The organism is Mesorhizobium sp. G2-6-1 (assembly GCF_055809095.1).
The window spans coordinates 3,962,712-3,985,672 of the sequence record NZ_CM147896.1 but is presented as its reverse complement, the minus strand read 5'-3'; the positions used below and the strand labels follow the sequence as shown (position 1 = coordinate 3,985,672).

Genomic DNA, 22,961 nt, shown 5'->3' with positions numbered 1-22,961 from the left:
AATATGCGCGTCATAATGAAAGGCATTAGATATGCTTAAGATGAAGGGGCTTTTCGCTCTTCGCTTCTGCGAACAGCCAATCGCGGAACCGCTTAATGCGATCAGACTTTATCGAGGTCTTCGGGCATACGAACCAATATGAATATTGCGACAGGGTAACGCCAGCGAGCGGTTGCACGAGGCTTCCATTTGCCAGCGCGTCCATAACCAGCGGCTCGCGGCCAAGCGCCACCCCCAGGCCTTGTATCGCTGCTTGCACGACCATGTTGGTTTGGCCGAACCGGCGAGCGCGGGCTGGCTTTGGCAAAATCTGGCCTGTTTGTTCTTCCCAGAAAGTCCAGGTGGGAGGGGTGCCGCCAACGTCGGCAGGTTCATCAATCAACAAGGTATGGCGAGAAATATCTGCGATTTCGTTTAGTGGCGGACCGTCTTCAAGCAATGAGGGCGCGCAAACCGGGAAGACCCGTTCTTCCATCAATTTCTCGACATGCAGCCCCGGATAGTTGCCCATGCCATATAGAATGGCAAGATCGGACTGTCCGGTGGCAAATCCAAGCGACGACGCATCGGTGGAGATAGATACAGGCGTGTCGGCGTGAAGCTGATCGAAGCGGATCAGGCGCGGAAAAAGCCAATTGACGGCGAACCCCGGCAGGCAGGAAATCGTGATGGCAGGGTCCGCGCCGCCTTTGTGGCGCATCTTGTCGCAAAGATCGCCGATCTGGCTGATGCCAGCGGCAATTGAGGTTGCCAATATCTTGCCCTCGTTTGTCGCGATCGTGTCCCGTGGCCCGCGCACAAGCAATTTGCGGCCAATCCATTCCTCGACGACCTTCACATGCTGGCTGATCGAACTTTGGGTCACGCCCAGTTCTTCTGCGGCGCGCGCAAAGCCGCGCAAGCGTACAACAGCCTCAAAAGCGCGCAGGGCAACGAAAGGAAGATTTGGCAACATATTAGAAGGCCTAATCTCATAGATAATCAATTTCAAATTGAATCTTGCGGCTCATGGAAATAAATTCAAGGCTATTCGATCATATGAACGGGAGCGTAATGCAGATCCGGCAACAAGCTTTGGAGGAGGGGCGCAAAACCTTCTGGTCAATTGTGCATTGACCCGCAAGAACGACCGCCTGCTGATCGTTCGCGAAGAACCCGGATTGGGGTATTACGACGAAGACATAATCGTCGCCGTGGCTGAAGCCGGCCGCAGGATCGGGGCATCAGTGAGTGTGAAAGAGGTGTGCTTCGACCCGGAAGCTACACAGATACCTGCTTCGGTGCGCGCATCGATGTCTGAGGCGGATCAGACCGTCTTTCTTGCCAGAATTGGCGATCAACTCCGCTTCTCCGATCTGGCGTCGCATGGACGTGCGGTTGTGTCTTATGCGCTTGATGCCGGCATGTTGGCGTCGGTATATGGCACCAGCGACTATCGAGCGTTCAATCTGCTGAAATCGGCGCTGAATAAAATGTTGGGCGCAGCAAGCTCAATCCGTGTGACGTGCCCGGCGGGAACGAATTTTCAGGGCGTTGGCCCCGGACCTCTTGCGCCATTGCAAGATGTTGGTCTCGATCGCTTTCCCATGCCGGTATTCACGCCGATTTCGGCGGCTGAATTCTCCGGAACCGTTGCCCTGCCGGGGTTTCTGGTTGGTACCGGTTCAATGTACTACGTGCCTTACGCCATTGAGTATGAAGGCACATTGTTTGCGAATTTCGCGAATGGACGCATCACCGGATTTTCCGGCGATGCGGCAGCTGTCAAAGCGGCTGAAGCTCATTATAAGTTTGTAGCTGACAAATTCGGCATTGACAGGGATTTCATACATTCGTGGCACGCCGGTATCCATCCGGGATGTGAGGTTTCCGGGGCGGCTGCGGACAATTACGAGCGGTGGAGTGGATCGGCATTCGGCAACCCAAGGCTGTTGCATTTCCATACATGCGGTGCTTATGCCCCCGGTGAGATTTCGTGGAATGTTATAGACCCGACGATCATCGTCGACGGCGTTTCTGTGTGGAAGGATGGTGTTCTCCATCCTGAGAAGGTGCTAGGAGCCTCCGAAATCCTCAGGCAATATCCTTCGGCAAAGGCGGCATTCGACGTTCCCAGCCGAAATATCGGTCTATGAGCGGTCCGCTCATCCTGGTGTCATAGCATTCCAATAACCAGAGCAACTCGCGCCGTGAAGGACAGATTGTGACATATGAAATTGCGCTTGGTGACCGTGCCTATTCAAGCTGGTCGATGCGAGGGTGGCTGTTGTTTGACCGCTTCGGCATACCCTGTAAGGCTCGCTATGCGCGTCTTTCTTCCGATGCATTTTCGCAGATGATCAAGGAGTTCCATCCGGCGCGCACGGTACCTGCCGTACGCTTTGCTGATGTCACGATTGGCGATAGCCTCGCCATTGCCGAGGAATTGGCATCGCGCCATCCTGATGCCGGGATCTGGCCGAAACGTCCTGAGGCGCGCGCAATTGCGAGATCGTTAGCCGCCGAAATGCATTCCGGTTTTGTTGCCTTGCGCCGTGCATGCACGATGAACCTGCGGGTTTCCTATTCCAGTTTCCCGGTGGATGAAACAGTAACTGCCAATCTCAGAAGGCTTGAAACGATCTGGGACTTTGCCCGTGATGCTTGTGGAATTTCCGGTCCGTGGCTTTGTGGTGAATATTGTGCCGCTGACGCATTTTTCGCGCCCGTTGCGGCGCGCATTGCTGGCTATGGTCTCGATGTTTCCGCTTCCGCGCAAGCCTATGTTGATGCCCATTTGGCAGATCCCTCGTTCCGTCGTTGGCGCGCCATGGCGTTGGTCGACGGAGATGATCGGCTCGAGTATTTTCATGACAATCCCCGTCGCGGCTGGCCGGGGCCATCGCCATTGGCAGCCCGCGTGCCTGAAAAGGGAAATGCGGAAAACGACTCCTGCCCATATTCTGGAAAACCGGTCACGCGCCTGCTGGAGATCAACGGACGTATTTTCGGATTCGGCAGCGCCTTTGATCGTGACAAGACTGGCGCGGACGCTGAGGCATGGCCGGAGTTTACGAAAATTTTCGGCTGAAAGCGGGTTGTTTTGGGATGCAGCGAGTGGCGGGGCGTGTCAGTCCGGTCTTGTTGAGACGGTGATGAATTCGATGGCTTCACTGGTGATCTTGCGGAAGCCGTGCCGAAGCTTGGAATCGAAACTGAGCGTGTCACCCGCAACTACGGTAAAGACCTCATTGCCACAGGCATAAGTCGCTTCGCCTGAAATCACATAGATAAACGCGTAGCCTTCATGCTGATAGGTTGGCAAAGGATCCGCTTCGGTTCGACATATCCGAATACGTGCGGACTCGAAACTGCCGCCGGGACCGGCATGCTTGCCAAGCAGCAGATAGTCATGGGCATGTCCGGGCGTCACACGCCGCGCTGGCAGTCCGCCGCCTGCGCGCACATGGTGCACGTCGGCCGAGTTTCCGCTGTTGGAAAATAGCGCCATGATTGAGACGGACAACGTATCTGATAAGGCATGCAGCGTGGACAGGGATGGAGAGACGTGGCCGTTTTCGATGCGGGAAACCATCGCAGTCGAGATATTGGCGCGCGCCGCCAGATCAGCCGTCGTCATCGCCCGCTCCTGCCGCAATCGATGCAATGCACGCCCGACTTCCACATCAATCTCCGAATTCTTGGCCATCTGACTTAATCCCGCTTTTATCGAACCGCTGTCGCACGCGTGAACGGAGAACGACCGACGGCTCGCTTTCAATACGCTTGGGCCCGAAACACCGATCAGCCACAAGAATGAAATCGGGGCAAGACTCCATCGGGCAAGATCCACGTTTCAAAGGACTTTTCCTCATTAAATCCCATCGCGTCTAAAGGGATCATGCAGGGTGCTTTAAGCCTTTGTTTTTGTGCATGTCGTTGTCTGAAAAACCGCTGCACACTTTTGGGCGACATGCACTGGCCCAGCCAATCTGCGCTGGCTTCGGTCCCGGTCATTATTTTTCCGGTGACGAAGGTGGTTTGGTGGTTTCTCACTTGACTGAGAATTACTAATAGTAAACAATATAACCAACATGCAAAGATATTCAATCCTCTCACTCGCCCGAAATGCACTAACGCGCCACAAGAACTGGCCGCAGGCGTGGCGCAGCCCTGCTCTGAAGGAGCAATACGAGGTCATTATCATTGGGGCAGGCGGGCACGGTCTGGCGACGGCGTATTATCTTGCCAAGGAATTCGGCATCACCGATGTCGCTGTGCTCGACCGTGGCTGGCTGGGAGGCGGCAACATTGCCCGCAACACGGTGACAATCCGTTCAAATTACATGCGCGACGAGTCGATCCCATTTTATGTGAAATCGGTCGCGATGTTTGAGGGTTTGACTAAAGAACTCAATTTCAACATGATGCATTCGAAACGCACGATGGTGGATGTCGTTCAGACCTTTCCCAAGATGCGCGAATTGCGCCGCCGCCAGTTGGCGATGGATATTTACGGCTCGACTTACGAACAGATTTCGACGCAAGAACTGCGAAACCGCATACCCGCATTGACCGGGGGCGGTCCGGACGCGCGACTTCCCGTGATTGGTGGCATGGTTCATACCGACGCTGCCGTGAACCGTCATGATGCGGTTGCCTGGGGATATGCCCGCGCCATTGATGCGCGGGGCGTTGAAATTCACCAACAGACGCCGGTGAAATCGTTGATCCGCAATGCCGACGGTTCCATCGGTGGCGTCGAGACGGAGCGTGGAACTGTTCGGGCGAAAAAAGTTGTCGTGGCGGTATCTGGCCACACAACGACCGTGACCGAAACTGCTGGTTTAAGGCTGCCACTCAGGACAATGAACCTGACCGCTTTCGTATCGGAACCGGTCAAGCCGTTGGTCGATGTTATCGTGAACTGCCCCGATAGCGGTTTCTATTTCAGTCAGTCCGACAAGGGCGAGATGGTGATCGGTGGCGCGCCGGACATGGGGCAAAGTTTTCGCCGGGACATCAAGCAGCATGTGTTCGAAGATACGGTCGCTGCGATGCTTTCGCTATTTCCGGCGTTCAAGAAGTTGAAGCTTATGCGCCAATGGGGCGGGCATCTCGATATTGCTCATGATGCCTCGCCGATCATGTCGAAAACGGATGTCGAAGGCTTGTTCATCACGGCTGGATGGTGGGGTGGCTATAAGGCAATCCCGGCAGGCGGACTGACACTGGCACATCTGGTGGCAAAAGGGGTGCCTCATCCACTGATGTCATCCTTCACCCTTGATCGCTTCCGGCACCTCGATTTCGTGCTGGAATCGGGCACCACAACTGCACGTTAAAAGGATAGGTCATGCTTGTTATCTCTTGTCCTTTCTGCGGCAAGCGCAATGAAAGCGAGTTCGCTTTTGGTGGCGCGGTAGGGTCTGTCAGACCTGATCCGATGAAAGTCAGCGACACTGAATGGGTGGACCACCTGACAGTGGTGCCAAACCCCTTGGCCCGGTTCAGGAGCGTTGGTGGCATGTTCGTGGTTGCAGCGAATGGTTGACCATCTGGCGCGACACCCGAACTCACGACATCGCTGGAGATGCAGATGGCGCATGAAAATCGACGGCCGGCGGGCGGCAGAATCGATCGCAGCCGCAAGATACATTTCCATTTCAACGGCAAGCCTTTTCAGGGGTATCAAGGCGATACTCTTGCTTCGGCACTCCTTGCAAACGGCGTGTCTGTCACGGCGCGCAGCTTCAAATACCACCGTCCGCGCGGGATTGTGGGCTGCGGGGTCGAAGAGCCAGCCTCGCTGGTTGAACTGGAAGGCGTTGATGCGTCGGGCAACAACCAGATCACGACAGTCCAGCTCAAAGACGGCCTTCGCGCCAAGTCCGTCAATTGCTGGCCTTCACCCGAGTATGACCTTGGCGCGATCAACCAGTTGATTGCGCGATTAATTCCGGCGGGTTTTTACTACAAGACATTCAAATGGCCGAACTGGCATCTTTTTGAACCCTCGATCCGCCGTGCGGCGGGACTTGCGCCAGCCCCCGCGAACCCCCGCTGAAGGGGCATTTTGAAACCAGACATGCCCATGCGGATGTTCTCATTGCCGGGGCGGGGCCTGCTGGTTTGATGGCAGCATTGGTTGCGGGGCGAGCCGGTGCGCGCGTGTTCCTGGCCGATGAGGGCACTGAGGCTGGTGGTAGCCTGCTGAACCGGAACCTTTCGATGGATGGGCGCCCCGCTACGGACTGGGTGGCTGACGCCGTGGCTGAACTGGCAACGATGAACAATGTCGTCCACCTGCAAAATTCTACTGTTTGGGCTTACCGCGAGCATAATTTGATGATCGTGAACGAGCGTGCGCCCGGCCATCAATCGACATTGGAGCGTAGTTGGCGCGTGCGTGCGGGTCAGGTGATATGTGCAACCGGCGCGATTGAGCGCTCGATGGTGTTTGCCAATAATGATCGCCCGGGCGTGATGCTGGCTTCAGCCGTTCAGGCTTATGTGAATCGTTATGCAGTGACGCCTGGACGGTGCGCCGTGGTGTTCACCAACAACAATTCCGCTTACGCCGCAGCGGCCGATATGGCTGCGGCGGGGATAAAGATTGCGGCGATTGTAGACAGCCGCATGACGGTGCCAGCCGAAGCGCGCGCTCTTGCAAAAGGCGTCGAGGTTCTGGAAGGCCGCGTGGTTACGAATGCTAAGGGCCACAAGCGGGTCCACTCGGTCACCGTTGCCCACAGGAATGGCGGATCAACGCGGGAGATCGCATGCGATCTTCTTGCGCACTCAGGGGGATGGAACCCTGCCGTGCATCTGTTTTCGCAATCGCGCGGAACCCTGCACTATGACGAGGTCATATCAAGTTTCCTGCCGGATGTCCCGGCGCAAAAAACAAGCAGCGCAGGGGCAGCAACAGGCAAGATGACATTGACTGAAGCTTTGCAAACGGGCGCGCAAGCCGGTGGCGAAGCCGCGCGTGCGACCGGCTTTGCTGCTGGCAAGAATGATCTGCCGAAATCCGACGATGTCGCCTATACGATAGAACCCCTGTGGCGGGTCGAAGCTTCAGGCACCAAGGGCAAGGCATTTCTGGATATACAAAATGATGTTTCGGTCGATGATGTGCAACTTGCCATGCGCGAGGGCTATTCGAATGTCGAGCATGTCAAACGCTATACCACCGGCGGGATGGGGATAGATCAGGGTAAAACCGGAAATATCAACATCATTGGCACCGTCGCCTTGCACAAGGGTGCGGCACTTCAGGATGTTGGCACAACCACTTTCCGCTCGCCCTACACACCGGTATCTTTTGGGGCAATTGCCGGTTTGCGTGAAGGTTCGGTGCTGTTTCCATATCGCCACACGCCTGTCAGCGCATGGAACAAGGCCAACGGTGCGGTCATGTACGAGGCCGGGGCACGCTGGCGGCGTCCCGGCTATTTTCCGCGCGCTGGCGAGAAATTTCAGGAGACCGTGAACCGGGAATGCCGCGCCGTGCGCAAGCATGTCGGCGTCTATGACGGGTCGCCTTTGGGCACGTTTGAACTGAAAGGGCGTGACGTCGGAAAGTTTCTGGACTTCATCTACACCAACGTCATGTCCACCCTGAAACCAGGCAATGGTCGCTATGGCTTGATGCTATCCGACGACGGATTGATCCTCGACGATGGCGTGGCTTTTCGCCTCGATGAACACCGATGGATCATATCCACCTCGACCGGACACGCGGATGCGATGAACCAGCATATGGAGAAGGTTCTGCAGACCGAGCGCCCCGACTGGGAGGTTATGATCACCACGGTCACGAGCCAATGGAACAATGCGACAATCTGCGGTCCGCATTCCCGCGAAGTGATGAGAAAGCTCGGCACGGACATCGATCTTTCACCAGAGGCTTTCCCGTTCATGTCCTTGCGCGACGGCACGGTAGCTGGGCTTCCCGCTCGCGTCGTACGGGTCAGCTTTACAGGCGAATTGTCTTTTGAAGTCAACGTCGCTCCCAGAGATATGCGCAAGCTGTGGGACGCTGTGATGGAGGCGGGAGCATCATTCGGTATTGCTGCTGTGGGGTCTGAGGCAAACCACGTTCTGCGCGTCGAGAAAGGCTTTTTGTCGCTTGGGCATGAAGTTGACGGGACCGCGGACCCATATGACCTGGGCATGGGATGGGTCATGTCGAAGAAAAAGCATGATTTTCTTGGCAAACGGTCGGTGGAGTTGCGCAGGGCAGGGGCGGGTGCGCGGCGCGAATTGGTGGGACTTCTACCCGTTGATCCCAATACCGCCATTCCTGAAGGGGCCCCGCTTACCCCCGGCGGGCGCAAAGAGGCAACGGAGGGTCTGGTGACTGCCTGCGTATGGAGTGTTGCAAACAACTGCTGGATTGCTCTGGCACTCCTCAAAGACGGCCACGCACGCCACGGCGAAACTGCCTACGCCAGACTGAAAGACAGTGTCATTCCGGCAAAAATCACGGATCCGGTATTTTACGACCCGGATGGCGAATTGCTGAGGTCATGACATGAGCTACGATGTACGCATCAATCGCCAGGAAATATCGGCGCTATTCGATCTCAAAGGCGATCGAGATGCTCTTGAAGCATGGGCAGGGACCAATATCCCGCTTATTCCCGAAGAAAATAACCGGCTGACACTCGCCGATGGCAAGGCGCTTTTCCATATCGGTCGAAATCACTGGATTTTGCGCACGGCGATCAATCGCGAGGAGGAATGTCTGGAGGGGTTGCGGCCTGCGGATGCGCCGCTCGAAATCAGCATCGTGCGAATATCCGATACTCTCACCTTTTTCGACGTAACAGGTTCTGATGCCATCGACGTCATGTCGGTTGCCTGCCCGCTGGACCTGCATCCGAAAATCTTCGGGGATGACGACGTTACGTTCACCGAGGTTTTTGGTTTGAAGGCGTTGGTCCGGCGCGTGGCCAATGGCTTCGAATTTGGCGTGGAGCAGAGCTTTGGCGACATGGTCGCTGATTACCTGACCCGAACTACAAGCTGAAAAACGGAGGAAATGCACTCATGGCTCGCACCCACATCCATCCTTACCAGACCCGCTATCATGCGCAGGCAACTTATTCCAAGGCGATCCGCGCCAGTGGCGATTTCGTTTTCATGCAGGGACAGGTGGGTACGCTGCTGGATGGTACTTTGATTGGCGAAGGTGATCCTGGTGCCCAGGCTGATCAGGCTTGCAGAAACATCAAGCAGTGGATGGAAGAGGCAGGCGGAAGTCTGAAAGATGTCTGCAAACTGACGGTCTATGTTACCGATATTTCGTATAGACCGGCCGTTTACGGAGCCATCAACCGTTGGTTCGAAGGTGTCCAGCACTGTTCGACCGGAGTGGTCGTTCAAGGATTGGCTGACCCGGCAATGCTCGTGGAAATAGATGCAATGGGCGTTATCGACAGCAACGCATAGCATCGGCGTTCTCGAAAATCCGACGTGCTCACACGCAATTCAAGGGCCGCGCAAGCGCGCGGTCTTGATGTGATTTCTCTGTCTCGCGCTACTTCAGCAATGCCTTGAGATCGGTGGAAGGTTCTGCGACATCGGCTGGATCGGGAGAGCGGTTCATCTCGATCAGGCGTTTTCCAACCATATAGGCGCGCGCGTCATTCATCGCGTCAACTGCAAGAAGTTGATTGCCAAGATAATACCAAACGGAAACCGCTCCGTTGGTGCCAGGACGGGTAACAATGCGATCATAGCCGTGATTGAGCCCGGCGATCTGTAATTTCACGTCATATTGATCGGACCAGAACCAGGGTTTCGCGTGATAAGGGTTGTTCGCCCCAATCATATTCGCGGCGACGAGTTCACTTTGGTCGATGGCATTGCCGACGCTTTCAAGTCGAATGCGCCTGCCTGAATGGGGGAAGGACGCACAATCGCCGGCGGCCCAGATTGCCGCGTCAGAGGTGCGGCCGAATTCATCGGTTTGAATGCCGTTTTCGACGAGCAGACCAGCCTCGGCGGCAAGCTGCACATTGGGTTCGATGCCAACGCCGACAATGACCAGATCCACTGGCATTTCACGGCCATCCGAAAGGACGGCGCCTGTGACATTACCTTCCCCGGACAGGCGTTGGAGCCCAATGCCTTCGAGTATCGTCACACCATGACTGATATGGAGCTTGCGAAAGTAATCGGAAGTTTCGGCTGCCGCTACGCGTTGCAAAATTCTTGGGGCCATCTCGATCAGCACCGTCTCGAGTCCGAGTTTGGCTGAGACGGAGGCCGCTTCCAGGCCGATGTAACCGCCGCCGATAATCAGCGCGCGCGCGCCTTTACGGAAGGCGGGTGCCATGGCATCGACATCTGCCAGCGTGCGAACTGTGAAAACATTGCCCAATGTGCCGCCAATAGCGGCGGGCAGGGTGCGCGGTCGCGATCCGGTTGTGAGCGCGAGTTGGTCATAGGCGAGAATTTCCCCGTCACCAAGCGTCACCGTTTTCTCGGGCGCATTGATGGCCGTTACCTTGGTATCGAGGCGTAAGGCGATGTCTTGTTCTTCCCAGAAAGTTGGTGAGCGCAGATAAAGGCGCTCCAGTCCGGTTTCACGCAAAAGATAGCCTTTTGACAGTGGAGGACGCTGATAGGGCGCGACCGGCTCCTCTCCAATCAGGGCAACAGCACTCTTGTGTCCCAGCGCCCGTAGTTTCGCAGCCAACGACGCACCGGCTTGACCGGCGCCGATGATTACAATTCCGCTCACCGCACTTCTCCCAATAGTTCATGCCTGATCAATTGCCCAACCAAGCGGCTCACTATATGACTTGATCGGCTTGCGATCTCAAGCCGTTTAGTGACCCAGAATCTGGCTCAGAAAAAGATTTGCCCGTTTGGTGGCCGGATTGGTGAAGAATGCTTCGGGCGGGGCCACTTCGACGACCTCGCCTTGGTCCATGAAGACGATGTTGTCGGCAACTTTTTTCGCAAATCCCATTTCATGGGTCACGCAAATCATGGTCATTCCGTCTTGCGCCAGCCCGATTATAACGTCCAGAACCTCAGATATCATTTCCGGGTCAAGGGCGGAGGTTGGCTCGTCGAACAGCATGACTTTCGGGTTCATGCAAAGAGAACGGGCTATGGCGACACGCTGCTGTTGCCCACCGGAAAGCTGGCCGGGATATTTACTGGCCTGTTCGGGAATTCTCACCCGGTCGAGATATTTCAACGCCACCTTTTCTGACTCGGGCCTGGACATTTTCCGAACGCGCTTTAGAGCCAATGTGCAATTGTCGAGAACGGTCAAGTGGGGAAACAGATTGAACTGCTGAAACACCATGCCGACTTCGCTACGAACCTCGGCAATGTTTTTCGTTTTGTCGTTCAGCGTTACCCCGTCGACAACGATTTGCCCCGACGTGTGGGTTTCGAGCCTGTTGATGCAACGGATCATGGTTGACTTGCCCGAGCCGGATGGGCCGCATACGACAATTTTCTCACCCTCGCGCACCTCGAGTTTTATATCTTTCAGCGCATGAAATCCTGCGAAACGCTTGTTGACGTCGGTGAGGGATATCATCACTTTTCGGGTATCTGGGGCCACGAGCGGAATTCCCTTCTTGCCTTGTCGTCATTACCTGAAGGCTGCCCCGCAGCAGTGGCGCTCTGCTTGTACTGCGGGGCGTTTTTCCGGTTGTTCTGAACGAAAACCTACAGACCCCATTTGGCTGAAAGGGCATCGAAAAAGCCGTTGGCTTGCTTGATGGCCAGCCAGGAGTTCAGGAAGTTTATGAAGACCGGATCGTCCTGTGCGGTGATGTAGCCCAGAGGCCGCTTGTTACGGATTTCGCCCTGGCCGAATTGGGTGACTGCGTCGAATCTTTGAATGATCGAGGCTGCATCGACATTGCTGGAGATGGTCACGTCCGCGCGGCCGGCAAGAACCTCCTGATAGCCGGTGGCCGGTGCCTCAACCGACACAATCGTGGCATTGGGGAAGGCGGCTTTTGCCTGCTGTTCAAACACGGTTCCCAAACTGACGGCAACCTTGACGCCTTCCTTGTTTGCATCGTCCCACGTTTTGAAACGCTCAGCGTTGGTCTTCAATGTCAAAGGTACAGTGCCGACATTGATGTAGGGATTGGTATATCCAACAACCTTGGCGCGCCCAACATCGATCGACGTGCCGCTCATGACGATGTCGTATTTGTTCGAGAGGACACCGGCGACCATTGTCTTCCAGTCGGTTGGTACGAACTCGACCTTAACGCCAAGGTCGGCGGCCAGCGCATTGGCTGAATCGATTTCAAAGCCTTTGTATTCGCTGTTCGTCACATCACGAATGGTCATTGGATTGAAGTCGCCGGTCGTGCCGACTTTGATGACACCCGTGTTGAGGATTTCTTGCAGCTTCGACGCAGATTGCGCCTGAGCCGAAGGCGCGACGGAAGTGACGAATAACGCGGTAACGATGCCCAAAATTCTGCTGAGATTTTTCATTTTTATTTTCCCTCTGAAGTATTGGTGATTTGTCGTTCCTCAGTTGATTCCCAGCAATCGAGCTGGAACATGCTTGGTCATGTTGTCGATGTCTTTCTGACTGTACTTCTTGGTTTTGAGATGACTGATCCACAGGCGCATTGCTTCAATCGGCATTGGTGTAGAAAACTGGCCGCAATCAGTTGAGACAACCACATTTTCGGTGCCGACGGCATCAATCATTTCGCATACGTCCGACACCGAGATCAGGCGATTTAGGTCAAGCGGGTCCCAGATGCCGTTGGGAAGTGAGCTGAACCCCATTTCCAGCACCGCACCATAGTCGTTGACCATCTGCTTGAGGTCGGTAAGCGGGTATTTCATGACGTGGTAGTTGGCTGTGTGAACGACCAGTTTCGTCATGCTTCGTTTCTTGGCCTCACCCAGCAAAATGTGGGATTCATTGACGGTAAGGTGGCCTGTTGCGAGCATCAGGTCAGCTTCGGCTACCTGATCAAGGATGTCGAGAACTTCATCCTTGATCTTGCCATTGGCATCAAGGATCGTGACGCCACGGCCTTCAGCCGGGAAATCCATGCCGATGGTTTCGTAACCCATGCCCTTGCCGGTCTCTCTCACATAGGCGGCGTGGTTCTCGGCCCACATTGATGGCATCCACACGGCCCTGACGCCGTTCTTGATAGCCAAGGAGACGGCAAGCGGGTTTAACCCGCCAACCGACGGGTTCAGGCAAATGAGGCCGAATACCTGGATGCCACCACCAACCGCTTTCTCGGCGATATAGGCTCGTTCATGCGTCGGGCTTGAGTGGCTCTTCATCATCACCGCACGCATGCCAGTCGCTTTGGCCAGGGCAACAAGATCCCGGTCTTCGAGTAGGCGTGCACAAAAATCGGGATGCGGATGGCAGTGAATATCGATCGTTCCCTTGAGATCATCGTAAATCCCGGTGTTGATCGCGATATTCCATACCTCTTCAGATGCACTGCCATGACCAGTCATAAATTAATTTCCTTCCAGAGATTGAGATACGGGGCCTACTGTCCAACATCCATGCGCCGTTCGAGGCGCCGCACCAGATAGGACGCGACTAGAATAAGGGCGAGATATTCCAGCAAAAGCACGGTGTAGATTTCAAGCGGCCGGTATTCGACGACTGTGAGTTCGTTAGCGCGGCGCGTCAGCTCCATCAGTCCGATAACCGAAACCAGCGAAGACATCTTGAGCATGTAGATGAACTGGTTGCCGAGCGGCGGGAGGATACGCTTTATCGCCTGGGGCATGATGACAAAGCGCATCTTGTCCAGATAGCTAAGGCCAAGCAGAGTCGGAGGCTTCTCCTTGCCCTTTGTGGATCGATTGTATTCCTCCGCGAAATATCTCTGCCTGAAACGCACTGTCGCATGCGACCATGGCAAGCACGCCAGCGACAAAAGGGCTGAGGCTTATGCCTAAAAGAACGGGCAATCCGTAGTAGACCCAAAGGATCATCACCAGCATGGGTACGGACCGGAAAACCTCGACATAAGTCCTGTAGAAGCCGCGAAAGAGAAAATTGTTGGACAAGCTTGCGAGTGAAACCAACATGCCTAGCACGACCGACAGGATAATTGCGATGACCGAGAGAGAGGGTCATCCAAACGCCACCGGCTAGAAATCGGAGATTGTTGAGCCCTTGTTCGGTAAAGGGAAGTACGGCGTACCAGCCCCATGTGTAGGTGCTGGCTTGGCACCCACTCAGAACCGAAAGCGCCGTCGTTAAAATTGCTATTCGCCGAATTGTCACGAGCGGAGGATCCTTATTCAGGGCCGTTGGTGTCATCATTGCGACATATAACAAAAATGTCAAATTGATAATTTCAGATACATATATATTATTATAACCTGCATCACCGCGGGACGTGTATGGCCCGTGTACGGCCGCTCATTCGCGATGCGAAAGCTTGCCCTCCTGCCGACATCAACACAGGCGAGCGGCGCGGCAGATTCACAATGGTTTGCAGGCACTCGCCGTGAGGCAATCGATCAATAGCGGTAGCTCGGAAAAAGCTGGCTGATTGTGTGTCCAGGTGATCCAGTAACCTGCTTCCATTCGCAGCATTCGGTCCGTGAGGCGGGCGAGCCTGCCAGCTTCGATCGCCTCAGTGCACAATGCCAGCGAGGCCAGCAAGACCCCGGCTCCGGCTTCCGCTGCCCTCAGTGATTGCACGAATGTGTCGAAGCGCAGCAATGGTACTGGCGGCGGTGGTTCACCTGTTGCAATCGTCCAGTCAACCCAGCCGATTCTTGGACCTGAAGTGGCGATACGGGGTCGCTCATGCCAGGGCTTTGGCACCCCCTGAGCAAAGCTGGCGACGCCACGGGCGCCAGTTCTTCGGCGAAAAGCTGCCTTGCTTCACGCTTTGGCCAGTTGCCTGTACCGAAGCGGATTTCGAAATTGGCTTCCAAACGCTCATAGTCCGGTTGGTGCTGGATCGTCTCGAAGGAAAGCTGCACATGCGGCAGACAGCGGGCAATTTCGCCAAGGCGCGGGACAATCCATAGTTCGATCACCGAGTTGGAAGCGGCGATGGTGATCTTGCGTCGTGGTTGCTCAAACAGATTGGCCGCGCTGTGCAACAATTGTGTCAACGCCGCCTGCACATGAGGCAACCAGGATTCGCCTTGCGTGGAAAGAATGACCCCGCGCGCCTGGCGATTGAAGAGTTGGGCACCAAGGCGGAGTTCCAGATTTCTGATGCGCTGGCTGACCGCCGCCTGCGTCAGTCCCAATTCATTGGCCGCCGCTGTGAAACTGCCCAGACGTGCGGCCGCCTCGAAGACGCGTATCCATTCGAGTGGCGGCAGACTTTGCGGGTTCTTAGCCATAATGGTTTTGGGGTCATATCATCGGATTTGTTTATTTGTGCTTATGGCAATGAGGGTGTCAAGTGTCGACTATCCAACCGTCATATGCCGAGGAGCGACGATGTCAGGAATGATCCAAATTGAAATTCTGGACGGGGGCAAAGTGCTCGCGCTCGACCTCGCAGGCTGTGGGCGTCGTCGCTTCCATGCCATCTGGCTGCGTGACAACGCCTGGGACGAGGCGACCCGTGCGCCGGGGAACGGGCAACGACTGATCACACTTGACGACATTCCCGCCGATACGCGGATTGCCTCGGCGCACACTGAAACCGGACAACTGCATGTGACGTTTCAGCCGGAAGGCAGAAGCATCGCCTATGATCTCGGCTGGCTTGCCGATCATGCCTATGATGGTACGCCTGCCCGCACCACTGGCTGGACTGCGCCGGAGGTCGAGACATGGGATGCGACACTTGGGACGCGCATCCCGATCAGTGATTTCGGCGCGGTGAGCCGCGACCGGGACGCGCTTGGCGCGTGGTTGCAAGGGGTGCGCCGCTTCGGCTTCGGCAAACTCACCGGCGGCCCCGTTGAGAGCGGGGCGTTGTTCAAGGTGGCCGACCTCTTCGGCTATGTCCGCGAAACCAATTACGGCCGCCATTTCGAGGTGCGCACCGAGGTAAACCCGTCGAATCTCGCCTATACGGGACTGGGTCTGCAAGCGCACACTGACAACCCCTATCGCGACCCTGTTCCAACGTTACAGATACTCTACTGTCTGGAGAACTCGGCCGAAGGTGGGGAGAATATGGTGGTCGATGGATTCCGCTCGGCGGAGCGGTTGCGCGAGGAAAACCCGCGCGGCTTCGATCTGCTGTCAGGTTACTGCGCCCGCTTCGAATATGCCGGCGGTTCCGGCGTCTGCCTGCGCTCGCGCCGGCCAATGATCGAACTCGCCCCGGACGGCGAACTTGTCGGCGTTCGCTTCAACAACAGATCAGCCGCGGCGATCACCGACGTTGCCTATGACGACATGGCCGACTATTACGCGGCCTATCGTCGGCTTGGCGAATTGATCGACGACACGGCGATGGAAGTCACCTTCAAGCTGTCGCCAGGCGAATCCTTCATTGTCGACAACACGCGCGTACTACATGCCCGCAAGGGTTATTCCGGCTCCGGTTCGCGCTGGCTGCAGGGGTGTTATGCCGACAAGGACGGCTTGCTGTCCACGCTTGCGGCTATCGAGTTGCAGAACCAGAGGGCGGCGTGATGACGAAGTCCGCATCTGACACCCTGTCTCCCGCCACGATCGTTGCGTTTCTGGCGGACATCTTTGAGCGCCGCGGCGGCGAGGAATATCTCGGCGAGCCGGTAACCATGGCCGAACACATGCTCCAGGGTGCCTATTTTGCAGAACAGCAGGGCGAAGCGGAAATCATCATCGTCGCCGCGCTGTTGCACGATATTGGCCATTTCACCAGCGAGTTCGGCACCTTCTCGATGGATGACAAGCACGATAAGCACCATGAGGAGGCAGGCGCTGCGGTGCTGGAGTGCTTCTTCCCGACCCTCGTCATAGATTGCGTGCGTTATCACGTCGCCGCAAAGCGCTACATCTGCGCGACCGACCCCTCATATTTCGGGCAATTGTCCGCAGCCTCGATCCATTCCCTCAATTTGCAGGGCGGGCCGATGGATAGCGAGGAGATCGCCGCCTTCGAGAAGAGCCCCAACATCAGGGAGATCGTGCGCGTTCGCCATCTCGACGATGCTGGAAAGATTGCCGGACTGGCGACGCCGGATTTCGCGCACTACGCGCCGATGGTGCAGCGCGTGGTCGATGCGCATTCGAGAGCGGTCGCCTGATCTCTTCGTTGACCATCAGCCGACTTGAAATAGTCGCGCGTACTCGTTGCAGGGGCTGTATATTGGGCGGAGGCGAAAGAGATCGAGGGTGCCTCCCGGTGGCTGTCATCAGATGTCGCATGTCTGTCTCTGGTTCGGCTGGGGTTTACCTGTTGCTGATGCTGTGTTGGAAATAGTCTAAAGTGAACTCTCGAGAAGGGTTGGCTTTCCTATCCCTGGTTCAAAGGATCCACCCGAATGTTGCGCGGAATTCATCCCTTGCTCTATCCTGATTTGCTTCATGCACTGGGATCAATGGGTCACGGCGACACGCTTGCCATCGTTGACCGGAACTTCCCCGCCGCATCGACCGCTCAGGCACTCGCGATCAAGTCGCCCCTGCAGTTGACGGCCGACGTAGTCATGACCCTCGGGGCTGTCTTGAGTGTATTTCCTATCGACAAATATAACCCGGAGCAGCCGGCCGTTCTGGGGATGCAGGTGGTTGGCCGCCCTGACGAGATACCGGAAGTCGTTCAGGCAGCGACCGCTATGTTCGAAGAGCAGAACGCTACAGTGTCGCTGATCGAGCGGTTCGCGTTCTACGAGGCCGCCAAGGGTTCCTATGCGATCATAAGAACGACTGAAACCCGGCCCTACGGCAATTTTCTGATCCGAAAGGGTGTCGTCTGATCTGGGGTCAGGACCCTAAGCCGTTGATGCTCTATCAGCAGCTTCAATCAGCAGCTTCAGCGCGCCATCCACATCCTGTGCCTCGGCGCCTTCGCCTTCTACACCAACGCGGGGTAGGAAAGGGCATGTAAGAACCGCGATCACCAGTTTGTTAGCGGATCGGACCGGCACTGTAATGTCGGTGACACCGACAAGCTGTTGGCTGGGACCAATGCGATAGCCATTTGCCCTGATTGCTGCCAAATCTTCTGACATCTGCGATGAAATGCTCTGTGTCTCGTTGGACCCGGACTTCAACATCAAAGACGCCTGGTCTTCATCCTGAAAGGCCAGCAGTGTTTGGCCGGAGCTTGTCCCAAGCAAATCCAGCATCGCCCCGACGCGCAGCCGAAATTCCCAGGCGGAGCGGCTTGATGCCTGCGCGATGACGTGAGCCTGGCCCATGTCCGGTACAACCAGGTGCACCGATTGCATGCACTTTGCGGCAAAATCATCCATCAACGGCTGAACTTGTGTGATTAGACGGCGAAGGGGCGGAACCGCCGACCCAAGATGAAAGAGCTTCATGCTTAGCGCATAGCGGTCGCCTTCGAACGACCGGCTAACATAGTTTCGTGCGACCAGACGCTCCAGCATGCGGTATATCTCGCTTGGACTTTTGCCCATAGCCTTGACGATTTCGGACCGGGTCATTCCGCTGGGTTCGAGCGCCATAAGCTCAAGAATATCAAGGCCTTTATCAAGAGCGGGTGCCCTGTACCTTTGTTCTTTGGTCTCTTCTTTCACGTCGTCTCTCCACGGATACATAGCTGAGTTGATCTAACCGAACTGATAAGTCAATGCGCTGAAGTTTAGGGATTGACTATATATAAACATATAGTTTACATATGAACAGTTAGATTCGGGAGGGATCGAACTCGTGAAGGATAGAACAATCCTCATCACTGCTGCGGCTCAGGGCATGGGTCGTGCAAGTGCCATCGCCTGCGCCGCACTTGGCGCAAACGTGATTGCCACAGACATCGACACAAACGCGCTGAATGAGTTGGCAACGGCGCATGCCTGTATCGAGACCCATTCACTGGATGTGCGCGATGGTCAGGCGATTCATGATCTGGCCGGGCGCGTCGGACCGATTGACGGTCTCTTCAATTGCGCGGGTATAGTGCATCACGGCACGATCCTGGACGTGTCGGACGAGGATTGGGCGCTCAGCTTTGACATCAATGTCGCGTCGATGATGCGCATGAGCCGCGCGTTCTTGCCCGGCTTGATCGAACGCGCCAGCAAGACGGGGTCATCGCCCATCCTGAACATGGCTTCGATGGCGTCTTCCATCAAGGGATTTCGAAATCGGGCTGCCTATGGCGCGACGAAGGCAGCCGTAATCGGCCTGACCAAATCGGTCGCCGCTGATTTCGTCGAGCAAGGTATCCGTTGCAATGCGCTGTGTCCGGGAACGGTCGATACCCCATCTCTCCGGGGACGTATCGCCAGTGCTGCGGACCCCGTGCAGGCGGAGAAGGACTTTATCGCACGTCAGCCGATGGGCCGACTTGCCACCGTTGATGACCTGACCCCCATGATCACCTACCTTCTGTCCGATGCCAGCAGTTATGTCACAGGTCAGGCATTCCTCGTGGATGGCGGGGTCACGATCTGATGTCAGATCACGTAGATGCCCATTGCCATCTATGGACCATGTCACGGGGCGACTATGGTTGGCTTGATTCGAAAAATCCTGCACTGATGCCTATCGCGCGGGATTTCGATATCGTTGATCTGCGGACGGCGGAATCCGATGGCGATGCCTGTGCGCGCGTCGTCGTACAAGCTGCGCCAACGGTCGAAGAGACGACGTTCCTGTTGGGTATTGCGGACGCGCATTCTGACATTTCGGGTGTCGTTGGATGGGTGGACTTGTCCGATCCAGGCGCTGCTGCAACCCTCAATAGGTTGGCCCGGCATTCTGCCTTCAAGGGGGTCCGGCCGATGCTTCAGGATATCTGCGAAGTAGACTGGATTGTCACCCGGCCCCGGCCGGATGCCATCGCGGCACTTATCAGCGAAAAGCTGACCTTCGATGCGCTTGTTCAGCCGCAACATCTTGCGGCACTGCTAGATTTTGCAACGGCGCATCCTGACCTGGCGATCGTGATCGACCATGGAGCAAAACCGCCTCTGTCTGCTGACCCATCCGACCCGCGCCATGCAATGTGGCGAAACGGAATGGCGCGGTTGGCACGAGAAACCAACGCCTATTGCAAGCTGTCGGGTTTGTTGACCGAACTTACTCCGGTCCAAAGACCGGAGGCCGAAGAAATATTGCGTCCGGTCGTGATGGACCTGTTAGAGTGGTTTGGCCCAGACCGGCTCATGTGGGGTTCCGACTGGCCAGTTGTAAATCTGGCTGCCTCCATCGACGATTGGCGATCCATGAGTTCAAAACTCCTGTCGGGTCTCGGGGTCTCGGACCAGGCGAAGATCCAGGCGGGCACGGCGCGCGGTTTCTACAGCCTTGGAGAAGCGGCATGAAAAACCTTGTTGTCATGGAAGGCATCGAAAAACGGTTTCCCGGTGTGCACGCACTCAAGAATGTACGCTTTGATCTGCGTGCTGGTGAGGTTCATGCGCTGATGGGGGAAAATGGAGCGGGTAAATCCACCCTGATGAAAATTCTGTCAGGCGTCTATACGCGCGACGGAGGCACAGTCACCGTGGACGGTGTAGCGGTTGACTTCGACGACCCGCGTGCGGCGCAGGATGCAGGTGTCGGGATCATCCATCAGGAACTGAGCCTGATGAATGATCTGACAGCGGCGCAAAATATCCTTATCGGGCGAGAGCCGCGCAAACGCTTTGGACGGCTGGACGAGGCGGCGCTCAACGCCCAGGGCGCGGAGATCTTCGCACAGATGAATCTGAAGCTGGACCCGCGGATGCCCATTCACCTGATGACAATCGCGAAGCAGCAGATGGTCGAGATCGCCAAGGCACTAAGCTATCGCAGTCATATTCTGGTGATGGATGAACCCACTGCTGCGCTGAATGATGCGGAAATCGCCGACCTGTTCACAATCATCCGCAAGCTGCGGAGCGAAGGGGTCGGCATTATCTACATCAGCCACAAGATGGATGAGTTGAAGCAGATTGCAGACCGCGTGACGGTTATGCGGGATGGCGAAACCGTTGGTACGGTGGATGCAGCCGACACACCCATAAGCGAGATCATCTCGATGATGGTCGGACGTGCTTTGGGTGACGAGGCGTTGGACCTCCCGAAAGTTGATCACACGGAAGTGGCACTGCAAGTCATCGGCCTGAACCGGGGGCGCGAGATCAAGGATGTCTCCTTCAATGTGCACAAGGGGGAAATACTTGGGTTCGCCGGATTGATGGGCGCGGGGCGGACAGAAGTTGCGCGTGTCATATTTGGTGCCGATCCGCGTGACAGCGGGACCATCCATGTGCATGGCCAGCAGGTCGATATCAAAAGCCCGTCTGACGCGGTTGCAGCCGGGATCGGGTATCTGTCAGAGGACCGAAAGCACTTCGGTCTTGCCACTGGCATGGACGTGCGAGCCAATGTGGCAATGACGAGCCTTGGACAGTTTTCGTCGCGCCTTGGTGTGCTGGACGAAGGCGCGATGCGCAAGACCGCGCACGAGTACATCACGAAACTGGGCATTCGCACACCATCGGACAATCAAGAGGTGCGCCTTTTGTCCGGCGGTAACCAGCAGAAGGTGGTCATCGCCAAGTGGTTGTTGCGCGATTGCGATGTTCTGATTTTCGACGAACCGACGCGCGGTATCGACGTCGGTGCGAAGGCGGAAATTTACAAACTGCTCGTAGATCTGGCCGAACAGGGCCGCGCGATCATCGTGATTTCTTCGGAATTGCCGGAAGTACTGCGGCTGAGCCATCGGATCGCCGTCATGTGCGAAGGCACGCTGACCGGCATTCTGGACCGATCCGAGGCCACTCAGGAAAGCATCATGAATTTGGCGACGCAGACCATGCGTGAACCGTCGCATGAAGAGGAGCTGTCCAATGACTTCAGCCAATCCAGAGGCCCGGCAAGGTGTATTCGCGAGACTTTCCGCAAATGGCGCACATCAGAAATTGCTCGCCTTCGCCAGCCTTCTGTTCCTGCTGCTGGGGTTTAGCCTTGCATCACCCAATTTCATGCAGACCTCGAATATCATCGCGATCCTGCAGGCGACATCCGTCAATGGTGTGCTAGCGGTGGCGACGACGATGGTCATCATCACCGGCGGTATTGATCTGTCGATCGGAACCTTGATGACCTTCACTGCGGTGCTGACCGGCGTGACCCTGACCAACTTCGGGATGCCGCTCCCACTGGGCATCATCACTGCCATCGGCAGCGGCGCATGCGTCGGGTTCTGCTCGGGCACATTCATTGCCAAGATGAAAATCCCGCCATTCATCGCCACGCTCGGCATGATGCTGATTCTCAAGGGGCTAAGCTTGGTGATTTCCGGCACGAAACCGATCTATTTCAACGACACGCCCGGCTTCGACCTGATCTCGCGCGGGTCGATCATCGGTGCGATATTCCCCGCCGTGCCGATCCCGAACGGCGTGCTGATCCTGTTCCTGGTCGCCGGTGCCGTCGCCTATATCCTCGGTCGAACCGTGCTGGGGCGCTACTGCTTCGCTTTGGGATCGAACGAGGAGGCAGTACGCCTGTCCGGCGTCAACACCGACCGATGGAAGATCGCCATCTACACTCTGTCGGGTGCTATCGTCGGCATCGGTGGGCTCATCATCGCGTCACGCCTGAACTCGGCCCAGCCGGCGCTCGGCCTCGGTTACGAGCTCGAGGCCATTGCCGCCGTGGTGATCGGAGGCACCTCACTTTCGGGCGGCCGCGGCACCATTCTCGGTACCCTGATCGGCGCGCTGATCATGGCGGTGCTGACCAACGGGTTGCGTATCCTCTCGGTGGCGCAAGAATGGCAGACCGTCGTGACCGGCGCGATAATCATCCTGGCGGTCTATGCCGATCAGGTTCGGCGCAACAAGTCCGCATGACCAAAACCAAGAGGGGCGATCAACGCCTTCGTTCAGACAAG

At 56.3% G+C, this 22,961-nt stretch carries 24 protein-coding genes and 1 pseudogene; 15 read left to right on the top strand and 10 right to left on the bottom strand.

Annotated features, from left to right (window positions below):
- Positions 1-25 precede the first annotated feature (25 nt).
- The gene (locus AC0L7S_RS19395) at positions 26-955 is read right to left on the bottom strand and encodes a LysR substrate-binding domain-containing protein (RefSeq protein ID WP_473472497.1); all 930 of its coding nucleotides are present in this window, start codon (positions 953-955) and stop codon (positions 26-28) included.
- A gap of 157 nt (positions 956-1,112) precedes the next feature.
- On the opposite strand from AC0L7S_RS19395, the gene AC0L7S_RS19390 reads away from it, so the two are divergent.
- Both AC0L7S_RS19390 and AC0L7S_RS19385 read left to right on the top strand, forming a co-directional pair.
- Positions 1,113-2,135: a hypothetical protein gene (locus AC0L7S_RS19390; protein WP_473472496.1), complete on the top strand. Its 1,023-nt coding sequence runs from the start codon at positions 1,113-1,115 to the stop codon at positions 2,133-2,135.
- Between the two features lie 68 nt (positions 2,136-2,203).
- Positions 2,204-3,070: a glutathione S-transferase gene (locus tag AC0L7S_RS19385; RefSeq protein WP_473472495.1), complete on the top strand. Its 867-nt coding sequence runs from the start codon at positions 2,204-2,206 to the stop codon at positions 3,068-3,070.
- Between the two features lie 39 nt (positions 3,071-3,109).
- On the opposite strand, the gene AC0L7S_RS19380 is transcribed toward AC0L7S_RS19385, so the two are convergent.
- Complete coding sequence (locus AC0L7S_RS19380) at positions 3,110-3,688, bottom strand: helix-turn-helix domain-containing protein (protein ID WP_473472494.1); 579 nt, start codon at positions 3,686-3,688, stop codon at positions 3,110-3,112.
- Between the two features lie 385 nt (positions 3,689-4,073).
- Between AC0L7S_RS19380 and AC0L7S_RS19375 the strand changes: the two genes are divergently transcribed.
- The 6 genes and pseudogenes from AC0L7S_RS19375 (at position 4,074) to AC0L7S_RS19350 (ending at position 9,438) form a co-directional block, all read left to right on the top strand.
- Positions 4,074-5,324: an FAD-dependent oxidoreductase gene (locus tag AC0L7S_RS19375; RefSeq protein ID WP_473472493.1), complete on the top strand. Its 1,251-nt coding sequence runs from the start codon at positions 4,074-4,076 to the stop codon at positions 5,322-5,324.
- Positions 5,325-5,335: 11 nt separating this feature from the next.
- Positions 5,336-5,589 (top strand): annotated as a pseudogene (locus AC0L7S_RS19370) (sarcosine oxidase subunit delta).
- Positions 5,579-6,046, top strand: a complete 468-nt coding sequence (locus tag AC0L7S_RS19365; protein WP_473472492.1) for a 2Fe-2S iron-sulfur cluster-binding protein — start codon at positions 5,579-5,581, stop codon at positions 6,044-6,046. The pseudogene AC0L7S_RS19370 and the gene AC0L7S_RS19365 overlap by 11 nt, the downstream one beginning before the upstream one ends.
- The gene (locus AC0L7S_RS19360) at positions 6,043-8,517 is read left to right on the top strand and encodes a glycine cleavage T C-terminal barrel domain-containing protein (protein WP_473474371.1); all 2,475 of its coding nucleotides are present in this window, start codon (positions 6,043-6,045) and stop codon (positions 8,515-8,517) included. The genes AC0L7S_RS19365 and AC0L7S_RS19360 overlap by 4 nt, the downstream gene beginning before the upstream one ends.
- 1 nt (position 8,518) lies before the next feature.
- A complete protein-coding gene (locus AC0L7S_RS19355; protein WP_473472491.1) occupies positions 8,519-9,016 on the top strand; it encodes a hypothetical protein in 498 nt (165 codons plus the stop codon).
- 20 nt (positions 9,017-9,036) lie between these two features.
- Complete coding sequence (locus tag AC0L7S_RS19350; RefSeq protein WP_473472490.1) at positions 9,037-9,438, top strand: RidA family protein; 402 nt, start codon at positions 9,037-9,039, stop codon at positions 9,436-9,438.
- 88 nt (positions 9,439-9,526) lie between these two features.
- Here AC0L7S_RS19350 and AC0L7S_RS19345 read toward each other — a convergent pair whose 3' ends face one another.
- From AC0L7S_RS19345 to AC0L7S_RS19315, 7 genes are all read right to left on the bottom strand, one after another.
- Positions 9,527-10,735 (bottom strand): NAD(P)/FAD-dependent oxidoreductase, encoded by a 1,209-nt coding sequence (locus AC0L7S_RS19345; protein WP_473472489.1) that lies wholly within the window; start codon positions 10,733-10,735, stop codon positions 9,527-9,529.
- A gap of 87 nt (positions 10,736-10,822) precedes the next feature.
- Positions 10,823-11,551 (bottom strand): amino acid ABC transporter ATP-binding protein, encoded by a 729-nt coding sequence (locus AC0L7S_RS19340; protein WP_473474370.1) that lies wholly within the window; start codon positions 11,549-11,551, stop codon positions 10,823-10,825.
- Positions 11,552-11,682: 131 nt separating this feature from the next.
- Positions 11,683-12,471 carry a transporter substrate-binding domain-containing protein gene (locus AC0L7S_RS19335; protein ID WP_473472488.1) on the bottom strand — a complete coding sequence of 263 codons (789 nt, stop codon included), beginning with the start codon at positions 12,469-12,471 and terminating at the stop codon, positions 11,683-11,685.
- Positions 12,472-12,510: 39 nt separating this feature from the next.
- Positions 12,511-13,473: a DUF6282 family protein gene (locus tag AC0L7S_RS19330; RefSeq protein ID WP_473472487.1), complete on the bottom strand. Its 963-nt coding sequence runs from the start codon at positions 13,471-13,473 to the stop codon at positions 12,511-12,513.
- Between the two features lie 35 nt (positions 13,474-13,508).
- Complete coding sequence (locus tag AC0L7S_RS19325) at positions 13,509-13,868, bottom strand: ABC transporter permease subunit (RefSeq protein ID WP_473472486.1); 360 nt, start codon at positions 13,866-13,868, stop codon at positions 13,509-13,511.
- On the bottom strand, positions 13,783-14,058 hold the full coding sequence (locus AC0L7S_RS19320) for an ABC transporter permease subunit (protein ID WP_473472484.1): 276 nt from the start codon (positions 14,056-14,058) through the stop codon (positions 13,783-13,785). Before AC0L7S_RS19320 ends, AC0L7S_RS19325 begins: the two co-directional genes overlap by 86 nt.
- 609 nt (positions 14,059-14,667) lie before the next feature.
- Positions 14,668-15,339 carry a LysR family transcriptional regulator gene (locus AC0L7S_RS19315; RefSeq protein WP_473472482.1) on the bottom strand — a complete coding sequence of 224 codons (672 nt, stop codon included), beginning with the start codon at positions 15,337-15,339 and terminating at the stop codon, positions 14,668-14,670.
- 100 nt (positions 15,340-15,439) lie between these two features.
- Between AC0L7S_RS19315 and tmpA the strand changes: the two genes are divergently transcribed.
- The 3 genes from tmpA to AC0L7S_RS19300 all read left to right on the top strand — a co-directional run bounded on the left by tmpA (position 15,440) and on the right by AC0L7S_RS19300 (position 17,859).
- Positions 15,440-16,591: a 2-trimethylaminoethylphosphonate dioxygenase gene (gene tmpA, locus AC0L7S_RS19310; RefSeq protein ID WP_473472480.1), complete on the top strand. Its 1,152-nt coding sequence runs from the start codon at positions 15,440-15,442 to the stop codon at positions 16,589-16,591.
- A complete protein-coding gene (gene tmpB / locus AC0L7S_RS19305; RefSeq protein ID WP_473472478.1) occupies positions 16,591-17,187 on the top strand; it encodes a (R)-1-hydroxy-2-trimethylaminoethylphosphonate oxygenase in 597 nt (198 codons plus the stop codon). Before tmpA ends, tmpB begins: the two co-directional genes overlap by 1 nt.
- A 237-nt stretch (positions 17,188-17,424) precedes the next feature.
- Positions 17,425-17,859, top strand: coding sequence for an RbsD/FucU family protein (locus AC0L7S_RS19300; RefSeq protein WP_473472477.1), 435 nt, complete (start codon positions 17,425-17,427; stop codon positions 17,857-17,859).
- A gap of 15 nt (positions 17,860-17,874) precedes the next feature.
- Here the strand turns inward: AC0L7S_RS19300 and AC0L7S_RS19295 are convergent, their stop codons facing one another.
- Positions 17,875-18,645, bottom strand: a complete 771-nt coding sequence (locus AC0L7S_RS19295; RefSeq protein WP_473472476.1) for an IclR family transcriptional regulator — start codon at positions 18,643-18,645, stop codon at positions 17,875-17,877.
- A 133-nt stretch (positions 18,646-18,778) separates the two neighbouring features.
- On the opposite strand from AC0L7S_RS19295, the gene AC0L7S_RS19290 reads away from it, so the two are divergent.
- Genes AC0L7S_RS19290 through AC0L7S_RS19275 form a run of 4 tightly spaced genes read left to right on the top strand, consistent with a single transcriptional unit; the run spans position 18,779 to position 22,920 of the window.
- Positions 18,779-19,522 carry an SDR family oxidoreductase gene (locus AC0L7S_RS19290; protein ID WP_473472475.1) on the top strand — a complete coding sequence of 248 codons (744 nt, stop codon included), beginning with the start codon at positions 18,779-18,781 and terminating at the stop codon, positions 19,520-19,522.
- Positions 19,522-20,394 carry an amidohydrolase family protein gene (locus tag AC0L7S_RS19285; RefSeq protein ID WP_473472474.1) on the top strand — a complete coding sequence of 291 codons (873 nt, stop codon included), beginning with the start codon at positions 19,522-19,524 and terminating at the stop codon, positions 20,392-20,394. Before AC0L7S_RS19290 ends, AC0L7S_RS19285 begins: the two co-directional genes overlap by 1 nt.
- Entirely contained in the window at positions 20,391-22,028 is a 1,638-nt protein-coding gene (locus AC0L7S_RS19280; RefSeq protein ID WP_473472473.1) for a sugar ABC transporter ATP-binding protein, read from the top strand. Before AC0L7S_RS19285 ends, AC0L7S_RS19280 begins: the two co-directional genes overlap by 4 nt.
- On the top strand, positions 21,913-22,920 hold the full coding sequence (locus tag AC0L7S_RS19275; protein WP_473472472.1) for an ABC transporter permease: 1,008 nt from the start codon (positions 21,913-21,915) through the stop codon (positions 22,918-22,920). Before AC0L7S_RS19280 ends, AC0L7S_RS19275 begins: the two co-directional genes overlap by 116 nt.
- Positions 22,921-22,961 lie beyond the last annotated feature (41 nt).

Bases quoted from the DNA above. Each gene is read 5' to 3' on its own strand.
- AC0L7S_RS19340 (WP_473474370.1), bottom strand. From the start codon at position 11,551: ATGATATCCCTCACCGACGTCAACAAGCGTTTCGCAGGATTTCATGCG.
- AC0L7S_RS19355 (WP_473472491.1), top strand. From the start codon at position 8,519: ATGAGCTACGATGTACGCATCAATCGCCAGGAAATATCGGCGCTATTC.
- AC0L7S_RS19275 (WP_473472472.1), top strand. From the start codon at position 21,913: ATGACTTCAGCCAATCCAGAGGCCCGGCAAGGTGTATTCGCGAGACTT.
- AC0L7S_RS19280 (WP_473472473.1), top strand. From the start codon at position 20,391: ATGAAAAACCTTGTTGTCATGGAAGGCATCGAAAAACGGTTTCCCGGT.
- tmpA (WP_473472480.1), top strand. From the start codon at position 15,440: ATGTCAGGAATGATCCAAATTGAAATTCTGGACGGGGGCAAAGTGCTC.
- AC0L7S_RS19320 (WP_473472484.1), bottom strand. From the start codon at position 14,058: ATGTTGGTTTCACTCGCAAGCTTGTCCAACAATTTTCTCTTTCGCGGC.
- AC0L7S_RS19335 (WP_473472488.1), bottom strand. From the start codon at position 12,471: ATGAAAAATCTCAGCAGAATTTTGGGCATCGTTACCGCGTTATTCGTC.
- AC0L7S_RS19365 (WP_473472492.1), top strand. From the start codon at position 5,579: ATGGCGCATGAAAATCGACGGCCGGCGGGCGGCAGAATCGATCGCAGC.
- AC0L7S_RS19380 (WP_473472494.1), bottom strand. From the start codon at position 3,688: ATGGCCAAGAATTCGGAGATTGATGTGGAAGTCGGGCGTGCATTGCAT.
- AC0L7S_RS19395 (WP_473472497.1), bottom strand. From the start codon at position 955: ATGTTGCCAAATCTTCCTTTCGTTGCCCTGCGCGCTTTTGAGGCTGTT.
- AC0L7S_RS19330 (WP_473472487.1), bottom strand. From the start codon at position 13,473: ATGACTGGTCATGGCAGTGCATCTGAAGAGGTATGGAATATCGCGATC.
- AC0L7S_RS19315 (WP_473472482.1), bottom strand. From the start codon at position 15,339: ATGGCTAAGAACCCGCAAAGTCTGCCGCCACTCGAATGGATACGCGTC.
- AC0L7S_RS19350 (WP_473472490.1), top strand. From the start codon at position 9,037: ATGGCTCGCACCCACATCCATCCTTACCAGACCCGCTATCATGCGCAG.
- AC0L7S_RS19375 (WP_473472493.1), top strand. From the start codon at position 4,074: ATGCAAAGATATTCAATCCTCTCACTCGCCCGAAATGCACTAACGCGC.
- AC0L7S_RS19300 (WP_473472477.1), top strand. From the start codon at position 17,425: ATGTTGCGCGGAATTCATCCCTTGCTCTATCCTGATTTGCTTCATGCA.
- AC0L7S_RS19285 (WP_473472474.1), top strand. From the start codon at position 19,522: ATGTCAGATCACGTAGATGCCCATTGCCATCTATGGACCATGTCACGG.
- tmpB (WP_473472478.1), top strand. From the start codon at position 16,591: ATGACGAAGTCCGCATCTGACACCCTGTCTCCCGCCACGATCGTTGCG.